The organism is bacterium (genome assembly GCA_040753555.1).
Taxonomy (GTDB): domain Bacteria; phylum UBA9089; class UBA9088; order UBA9088; family UBA9088; genus JBFLYE01.
Genome location: JBFMDZ010000088.1, coordinates 1 through 8,903 on the forward strand (window position 1 = coordinate 1; position 8,903 = coordinate 8,903).

9 protein-coding genes and 2 tRNA genes are annotated in these 8,903 nt (G+C 35.5%); 2 read left to right on the forward strand and 9 right to left on the reverse strand.

All coding sequences use genetic code 11. The features are described 5' to 3' along the window. Positions 1 to 366: 366 nt before the first annotated feature. Together aspS and AB1630_07895 are read left to right on the forward strand one after the other, a co-directional pair. Complete coding sequence (aspS, locus tag AB1630_07890) at positions 367 to 2,085, forward strand: aspartate--tRNA ligase (protein ID MEW6103714.1); 1,719 nt, start codon at positions 367 to 369, stop codon at positions 2,083 to 2,085. Positions 2,086 to 2,773: 688 nt separating this feature from the next. After that, on the forward strand, positions 2,774 to 3,265 hold the full coding sequence (locus AB1630_07895) for a nucleotidyltransferase (protein ID MEW6103715.1): 492 nt from the start codon (positions 2,774 to 2,776) through the stop codon (positions 3,263 to 3,265). A 38-nt stretch (positions 3,266 to 3,303) separates the two neighbouring features. Here AB1630_07895 and AB1630_07900 read toward each other — a convergent pair whose 3' ends face one another. From AB1630_07900 to tgt, 9 genes are all read right to left on the reverse strand, one after another. Next, positions 3,304 to 4,221, reverse strand: a complete 918-nt coding sequence (locus AB1630_07900) for an ABC transporter ATP-binding protein (GenBank protein ID MEW6103716.1) — start codon at positions 4,219 to 4,221, stop codon at positions 3,304 to 3,306. Then, on the reverse strand, positions 4,218 to 5,069 hold the full coding sequence (gene murB / locus AB1630_07905) for a UDP-N-acetylmuramate dehydrogenase (GenBank protein MEW6103717.1): 852 nt from the start codon (positions 5,067 to 5,069) through the stop codon (positions 4,218 to 4,220). Before murB ends, AB1630_07900 begins: the two co-directional genes overlap by 4 nt. Then, positions 5,062 to 5,871 carry a site-specific DNA-methyltransferase gene (locus tag AB1630_07910; protein MEW6103718.1) on the reverse strand — a complete coding sequence of 270 codons (810 nt, stop codon included), beginning with the start codon at positions 5,869 to 5,871 and terminating at the stop codon, positions 5,062 to 5,064. The genes murB and AB1630_07910 overlap by 8 nt, the downstream gene beginning before the upstream one ends. Before the next feature lie 17 nt (positions 5,872 to 5,888). Next, a tRNA-Asp gene (locus AB1630_07915) sits at positions 5,889 to 5,963 on the reverse strand. After that, entirely contained in the window at positions 5,949 to 6,320 is a 372-nt protein-coding gene (locus AB1630_07920) for an aspartyl protease (GenBank protein ID MEW6103719.1), read from the reverse strand. Before AB1630_07920 ends, AB1630_07915 begins: the two co-directional genes overlap by 15 nt. Positions 6,321 to 6,618: 298 nt before the next feature. Then, positions 6,619 to 6,690 (reverse strand) — tRNA-Val (locus tag AB1630_07925). Next, positions 6,690 to 7,163 carry an acetolactate synthase small subunit gene (gene ilvN, locus AB1630_07930; GenBank protein ID MEW6103720.1) on the reverse strand — a complete coding sequence of 158 codons (474 nt, stop codon included), beginning with the start codon at positions 7,161 to 7,163 and terminating at the stop codon, positions 6,690 to 6,692. Before ilvN ends, AB1630_07925 begins: the two co-directional genes overlap by 1 nt. Positions 7,164 to 7,197: 34 nt before the next feature. After that, entirely contained in the window at positions 7,198 to 7,425 is a 228-nt protein-coding gene (locus AB1630_07935) for a DUF167 domain-containing protein (protein MEW6103721.1), read from the reverse strand. 3 nt (positions 7,426 to 7,428) lie between these two features. Next, the gene (gene tgt, locus AB1630_07940; GenBank protein ID MEW6103722.1) at positions 7,429 to 8,523 is read right to left on the reverse strand and encodes a tRNA guanosine(34) transglycosylase Tgt; all 1,095 of its coding nucleotides are present in this window, start codon (positions 8,521 to 8,523) and stop codon (positions 7,429 to 7,431) included. Positions 8,524 to 8,903: the final 380 nt, after the last annotated feature.

Sequence of the window (8,903 nt, forward strand, 5' to 3'; positions counted from 1 at the left end):
ATTAGGTATAGTCTTTAAGTTTTAATCTTTTAGTTTTTAGTTTTGAATTGTGGTTTTTCGCTTTTAGTTTTAAGTTTTTAGTTTTTTCATTCTTAAAATTCTATTTTTTGCTCATAAGTTGAGTTATTAAAAGATTTCCATATAAAATAATCTATCTGGTTGAAAAAGAAAAGATTATTGTTCTTGCAGTAATTCATGGAAAAAGAAGTTCTAATTTAATAAAGAAAAGAATAGAAGGTATCTAACAATTCGCTGCACCTGACTGCGGGGACTGAGGCGTGTTTGAGATAGTTACCATCTACTAATCCAGTCAAAAATAAAAAATTTGAAAAATAAGAGAAATGTGGTATAATTCTTTTTACTTAAATGGTTTATAGAACACATAAAAACACAGAATTAAACATCAAGGATGTAGGATTGGATGTCTCTCTTTGTGGGTGGGTGAATAAGAGAAGAGACCATGGTGGCTTAATCTTTATAGATTTAAGGGATATATCTGGGATTATTCAGCTTGTCTTTAATCCAGAAATAGATGGAATCTCCCACATTAAGGCACATAGCTTAAGGGATGAATGGGTAATTAAGGTAAATGGAAGGGTCTCAAGAAGGCCGGAGTCTGCTGAAAACCCACATCTTAAAACAGGAGAAATAGAGATAATTGTCTCAAGCCTTGAAATCCTTAATGAATCAAAAACCCCTCCGTTTGAAATTTCTGAATATTCTGATGTAGGTGAGGAATTGAGGTTAAAGTATAGATACCTTGATTTAAGAAGGGATTTTATCCAAAAGAATATCATTTTAAGATCTGAGGTTTATCAAAAGATAAGAGATTTCTTAAGCAAAAATGGCTTTTTTGAGATAGAAACGCCTCATCTTATAAGGTCTACGCCTGAGGGAGCAAGGGATTTTCTTGTTCCATCCAGACTTAATCCTGGTTCATTCTATGCTTTGCCACAATCTCCGCAATTATTTAAACAAATCCTTATGGTAGCTGGATTTGAGAAATATTTTCAAATTGCAAGGTGCTTTAGGGATGAGGATTTAAGGGCAGATAGACAGCCAGAATTTACCCAGCTTGATATTGAGGTATCGTTTATTGAGGAGGAGGATATTTATAATTTAATAGAAGGCTTAATAAAGGATATTTTTGAGGATGTGTTAAAAAAGCCTATAAAAACACCATTTCCGAGGCTAAAATATGATGAGGCAATGCTTGAATATGGAATAGATAAGCCAGATACAAGGTTTGCCCTGCAGATAAAAGACCTCTCATTTCTTTCCTCTTCGGATTTTAAAATATTTAAGGAAAAAGAGGTAATAAGGGGGATAAATGTAGCTGGATATAATTTTTCAAGGAAAGAGATTGATGAGCTTATTGAGTTTGTAAAGGGATTTGGTGCATCCGGGCTTTGCTGGTTTAAGGTTGAAAATAGCTCTTTATCCTCGCCAATTGCCAAATTTTTTAAGGAAGATGAGCTCAAAAGGGTAGGGGAGGTATTTCAAGCAAAGGATTCCTCTTTTATCTTTATTGTAGCAGATAAAGAAAAGATTGTTTGCGATGCCCTATCAGCTTTAAGGCTTAAATTTGGAAAACCAGAAAAAGGGTTTAACTTTTTGTGGATAATTGAGCCACCCCTGTTTGAAAAGGATAAGGATGGAAATTTTAAGCCATCACACCACCCATTTACATTGCCCTACAGCGCTGATTACCCTCTATTTTCATCTAATAAAGAAAAGATAAGGGCAAGGGCTTACGATCTTGTCTTAAATGGATGCGAGGTAGGCGGTGGCTCACTTAGAATCCATAATGTAGATGTTCAAAGGATGGTATTTAAAAGCATGGGAATAGAATCTGCAGAAAGGGAGTTTTTATTCCTTTTGGATGCATTATCCTATGGTGCACCACCACATGGTGGCATCGCCCTTGGCCTTGATAGGCTACTTATGCTTATGGTAGGTGCAGAGTCAATCCGCGATGTTATTGCCTTTCCAAAGACCCAGGCTGGTGTTTGCCCATTAACAAACGCACCATTTGAGGTATCCAAGGAGCAATTAAAGGAATTGGGGATTAGATTGAATCTTTAAATTGACACAATACATTATTCAATATTAAACTTTACGTATGTGTTTAGGTAGACGAGAATAAGATGAGGAAAGGAACTTAAAATAAAGCACTAAATCCAAATATCAAAAAATGTCCAATGTCCAAGCCCCAATGTCCAACAAATGTCCAAGTTCCAAATCCAAATGTCAAAATTGGTCATTGGGATTTGGTCATTGGGATTTATCCTCTTGAGGATTTTTTGTCATTGGGATTTGGTCATTGGGATTTTATTTGTCATTGAGGATGAGGATTTATTTACTTTGTGCCTAAATATAGGACAGCTAAACACGTACAACTTTACAAAACGATGTCTTAAAAACGCCTAACAAAGCGCTGCAGCCAACCGCTAAAGGCAGCGGTTAAATGTTGGTGTTAGCCGAATAAAAAATATAATAAGGAAAAATATATGGGCAAAAAAATTACCTCTTTGGGGGAATTTCGTTGGGTATGCTGATTTAAGGCATTTTATGGTATAATCTATTATAGATAAAAATAAAATGGACAGGCAAGAAGAAAGGTTTTTTAAAAAGGTGAATAGATATACTAGAAAATTGGCGAAAGAATTTCCAGATATTCTAATTCACGATTTACATTTGATTGTATTTAACCTGTTTAAACCTAAATTATGGCCAAAGAGATTTCTTTTAAAGAGAGTGGGAGAAGATAAATATGTCTTATGATGAAATTATTCTGTTAAAGATCCTTTGTGAACTAAAGAAGGTAAACCTTGAGGCAATTATTGTGGGTAATGTGGCAGGTGTTTTACAGGGTGTGCCGGTAATGACACAGGACATAGACTTTTTTGTCCGTGATACAGAGCTTAATAAAAAAAAGATTAACCAGTTTGCCAGTAATCTTGATTTATTCTTATTTAAACCGGATGAAGCTATAAGTGAAACAATTCGGGCAGAGGGTAAAGAATTTATTGTTGATTTTGTCTTTAGATTAGCACCAGACCAAAGCTTTGAAGGAATTAGAAAAAGAGCAAAAAGGATTAAGATAGGGAGCATCTTTTGTAAGGTTGCTTCTTTAGAAGATGTCTTAAAAGCAAAGACATATGTAAATAGAGATAAAGATAAAGCGGTGTTAAAAATTATTCAGGATACTATTCGGATAAAGAATAGATTGGAAAAAAGTAGGAAATTGGGCCATAGACCATAAAGAGACCACAGACTATAAAGGCACAAAGGCACAAAATTTTAATATTTATGGCACCTTACATAATGATTTTCTATCTTCTTTATCTCTGGTTTTTCCTTTTCGCAAAGGCTAATTTTTTCTTTGCACCTTGAATAAAACCTACAGGGTTTATCCTCTAAAATTTGTGTATCTTCTATGAAAGAAAGGTCTTTCCCTTTTTTTGGGATGCTGTCAATGAGGGCTTTTGTATATGGATGGGATGGATTGTCAAATATTTCAAGGCAGGAAGCTGATTCAATGATTTCTCCAGAATATATAACATAAACATAGTCTGCCATTTGGGCAATTATGGAAAGGTCATGGGTAATAAGGAGGATGCTTATTTCAAGTTCACTTTTAAGACTATGGAGCAAATTCATTATTTGCGATTGGATTGTTACATCAAGTGAGGATGTTGGCTCATCTGCAATCAAAAGCTTTGGGTTTGATGAAATTGCTTGGGCAATCATTATCCGTTGAGCCATCCCTCCTGAAAATGAATGTGGATATTCATTTAGCCTTATCTTTTGTATTCCAACCTTTTTAAGAAGGTCTTCTATCCTTTTTTCTACCTCTTTTTTTGAAATATCTAAATGTGCCGTTATCGTCTCTTTTATCTGCTCTTTAATGGAAAATAATGGGTCAAGGACAGAGACAGGGTCTTGAAAAATCATAGCTATCTCGCACCCCCTTATCTTGTTAATCTCTTTCTCTTTTAAGGTGAGGAGGTTTTTTTCTTTGTAGATAATTTCTCCTGTAGCTGTTGCATCCTCTGGAAGAAGCCCCATTATAGATAAGGCAATTGTTGTTTTAGAAGAGCCACTCTTTCCAATAAGACCTATGGTTTCCTTCTCAAGAATCTTAAGGCTTGCATTGCTTACAACTTGGGTTTTTCCGTATGAAACATTAAGGTTTTTTATGGAAAGCAAAGGATTCATATTACAACAATTTCCTCATAAAGCATAACACCATAAAGCTCATAGACCCTTCTTTTTATAAATGTTATCAATTGTAAAACATCCTCTGCCTTTGCATTTCCCCTATTTTCAATAAAGTTTGCGTGTTTTATAGAAACAATTGCATCTTTTATAGACCTTCCCTTCAATCCTGCTTTTTCAATAAGCTCTCCTGCAAATTTTCCCTCAGGGTTCTTAAAGATACAACCAGCTGTTTGCTTTGAGATAGGCTGGGTTTCCCTTCTTTTACTTAAAACGCTTGCTATTTTTTCATCAATCCTCCACCTTACATCTTCTTTTAGAGAAAACAAGACTTCAAGAATTATTGTGTCTTTCAAGCTGCTTCCCCTATAGAAAAAGTTTATGTCCTTTACTATCCTTTCATTTCCATCTCTATCCATAACAACAACAGATTTAACACAATCTCCAATTTGTGTTCCAAATGCACCTGCATTTCCAAATATAGCACCACCAACAGAACCAGGGATTCCAGCAAGGTTTTCCAATCCAGAAAGGGAAAATCCCTGGCAATAACTTATAAGTGAAGCAAGTGAAGCCCCTCCGCCAGCTTTAACTTCTAATCCTTGCCTTTCTATATTCTTGAAATCGCCATCTAATTTTATTACCATTCCCCGGACCCCTTCATCCTTTATCAATGTATTCGTTCCACCACCAAGGATAAAAATTGGGATGTCCTTCTCTTTTGCGAATCCTAGAGCCTTTTTTAGCTCTTCTTTATTTGATGGATTTGCAAAAAACCTTGCCCTTCCTCCAATCTTTAGGGAGGTATATTCATTCATCGGGATGTTTTCTTTGATTAAACTATCCATTATTCTTCATAAAACAAAACATTTGGTTAATTTTTGCTTCTTGTTTTAATCGTTTTATCGCCAAATCGCAATATGTTTTATCTATATCAACACCTATCCCTTTTCTTTTATTTAGATAGGCAGCAATTAAGGTTGTGCCGCTTCCTAAAAATGGGTCTAAAACAGCATCGCCAACAAAAGAAAATAGTTTTATGCATCTTCTTGGTAGCTCAATGGGAAAAGGTGTAGGATGACCTACACGTTTTTTGCTTTCGCCCATAAAATTCCAAACCCCGTTTGTCCAATCCATAAATTCTTTTTTGGTAATATCGGATTTACCGCTACCGCTTATTTTCTTCCAGTTTTTTTTGTATAAAATTGCAATTACTTCAACCGGGGCTATCACATAAGGTGCTCGGGCTGACAGCCACGATCCCCAGGCGGTTCTACGAGAAATATTTCCTTCATTCCAAATTATCGTGGAATGATATTTAAATCCTATCTTTTTGGCAATATTTGTAATATCAGCATAAACACTCTGTTGTCCCCCTTTATTCTTGTCTAAAGGAATGTTTAAACAAAATCTTCCGTCGTCTTTTAAAAGTTTATACGCTTTCTCTAACCATTTTTCAGTGAATTCCAAATATTTATCATAAGTAATTTTATCATCATAAGAATTGTAATGAATATCTACATTATAAGGCGGTGAAGTAACAATTAAGTCAACAGAGTTATTGGGAATTTTATCACAGGTTAAAAAGTCATCATTAATTATTTTCAATGATTCAGTTTCAAAATAGATACTCCTTTGTCTATCTTCCATGCAATTTTTCTTGTTAACGGGACGGACGGGATTTGAACCCGCGATCTTCAGATTGACAGCCTGATGTGTTAACCTAGCTACACTACCGCCCCAGCAAGAATCATTGGTAATGGATTAAGTTCCCTCTTTAAAGGGTTAAAAGATAATCCAAGGGCTTCTAATGTAAGAACACCCAGAAGGGTAAAATCACCTTCTTCTCCAAAAATGACATCAGATACACCAATCCTATCATTATATTTGAATAAAGCCCCTCCCTTCTTTCTTTTAATCCTACCTCCGTCAGCCAGTCTAAATTCCTCTTCTTTTAACGGCTTAATTCCAAGCTCCTCAAGAATAGAAATAGGCACAACAGAATAAACCGCCCCTGAGTCTATAAGAAACTCAACATCCTCAAGCTTTTCTGGATGAGCTAGATTTCCAACTCCAATCTTTAAAAATGTAATCCCCATTTTTTCATCTTGGGCGAAGAGGGATTTGAACTAGAGGATTTTCTAAGGCTAAAAACTCGCACTTGCTCGTTTTTCGCCTAACAAAATCCAGTAGTTCGGCCCTCACTTCGTTCGGGCTTCAAATCCTTATTTTCCATCCCAATTTATTTTTAATTGGGCGAAGAGGGATTTGAACTAGAGGATTTTCTAAGGCTAAAAACTCGCACTTGCTCGTTTTTCGCCTAACAAAATCCAGTAGTTCGGCCCTCACTTCGTTCGGGCTTCAAATCCTTATTTTCCATCCCAATTTATTTTTAATTGGGCGAAGAGGGATTTGAACCTTCGACTTCCTGCGTGTAAGGCAGGCGCTCTCCCGCTGAGCTATTCGCCCTATTTCTCTTTCCTTGTCATAGCAACCTTTCCTGTCCTTGCAATCTCTATTATTCCATAGGGTTTAAGAATTTCTATTAAGGCAGAAATTTTTCCTTCATCGCCTGTTGTCTCAATTACTAAACTTTTAGAAGAAACATCAACAATTCTTGCCCTGAAGATATTAATTATTTCCATAATCTCTGTCCTTTTCTCACCCTTTATCTTAATAAGGACAAGCTCTCTTTCTACATGCTCTTTATGTGTAAGGTCATAAACCTTTCTAGTATCTATAAGTTTATTTAATTGCTTCTCAATTTGCTCAATTATCTTATCTTCTCCATGCGTTACAATTGTCATTCTTGAAAGGGTTGGGTCATCTGTAGGAGCTACACACAAGGAATCAATATTATAACCTCTTCCAGAGAACAACCCTGCAATTCTTGCCAATACCCCAAACTTATTTTCAACCAAAACAGAAACTATATGTCTCATTTTAATTTAAGATACCATAAAATGGTATAGTTCGTCAAGTTTTATCATCGCTTATCTTTACAATTTTTTGTTTCAAGGTAAGACCAGAGACAATAGAAATGTGGGATTTGGGAATGCTAAAATATTCTGCAAGCACCTTTATAATCGCTCTATTTGCTTTATTCTTTATAGGTTGTTCTTTAACATAAACTATGTATTTGTCTTCTCTTTTCTCTACCTTTTCCTCTTTTGCCCTTGTTTTTGCAACAACAGAAATCTTCATTGGCTAAATATTACCATATTCTTTCAAAAAATCCTTTTTAAAGGAAGAAAATGTGTTATTCGTTATGTTTTCCCTTATTTTTGCCATTAGGTTATGATAAAAATACAGATTATGCAATGTAAGTAGCCTTGCTCCAAGCATTTCATCCTGATTTATTAAATGCCTTATGTAGCCCCTTGAATAATTTCTGCAGGTATAACAAAGACAGGTTTCATCAACAGGTTTCTTGTCCTCTTTATAAAACGCATTCCTTACAATAAGGGGTCCCTTTGATGTAAATGCCATCCCTGTCCTTGCCTGCCTGGTTGGCATAACACAATCAAATAGGTCAAAACCTGCGGAAACTGCGTCCAGAATATCCTCAGGAGGACCAAATCCCATTAAGTATCTTGGCTTGTCCTTTGGTATAATCTCACCCAAATATGATATTATCTCATAGGTTAATTCCTTTGGTTCACCAACACAAAGCCCTCCAACAGCATATCCGTCAAAATCCATATCAACAAGCTCATCTACGCTTTCTCTTCTTAAATCTTTAAATACACTACCCTGAATTATCCCAAACAAAGAAGAGCTTAAAACAGCCATTTTTGACCTTTTTGCCCATCTTGTTGTCCTATCCTTTGCTTCTTTAGCATCCCCTTTTTCGCAAGGGTATTTTATACATTCATCAAGGGATGTAATAATATCTGCCCCAATTTCCTCTTGAAACCTTACAGAAAGCTCTGGTGTGAATAAATGAATAGAGCCATCAAAATGCGATGAAAATAAAGCACCCTCTTCTGTTATCTTCCTTAAAAGCCCTAATGAAAAGATTTGGAATCCACCCGAATCTGTAATGATTAAGCCATTATAATTCATAAATGAATGGAGACCACCCAATGAGCTTATTATTTCCCTTCCTGGTCTTAGGAATAGGTGATAGGCATTGACAAGGATTGCCTCATTTCCGATTGCTAAAAGTTCATCTGGCGTTATCCCTTTTACCGTCGCGGATGTTCCAACAGGGCAAAAACAGGGGGTTTTTACCTCTCTTTCATTTACGCTTATTATTCCACACCTTGCCTTATTGTCCTCTTTTAAGAGCTTAAATTCCACCTTCTTTTAAGTAATAAACTATAACATTTTGATATAATAACAATCCAGCTAAAAAATTTTCTTGACTTTTATAATGGTTTATAAATATATACTCAATATCAATTGAATTTCAAGAATTCTATGTGTATGAAAAAAAAGAAATTCTAAATCCAAAGCATGATAGGATTTTGAATTTAGGATTTTCTAAATGATTACTTGAAAACCAATTTTGTTTCAGTATATATGCTGACTGGACAAGGGATTTTGCCTCCCTAAGGCTATCTACTCACTAACCATAACCAGAGTGGGGTAAAGACAATTATCTTTTGGTCAAATAGTTCTTCTCCCTCAAAATCTTTGGTTAAAATGAGGGCTTTGGTTAGTTTAAACTCATCCATTGC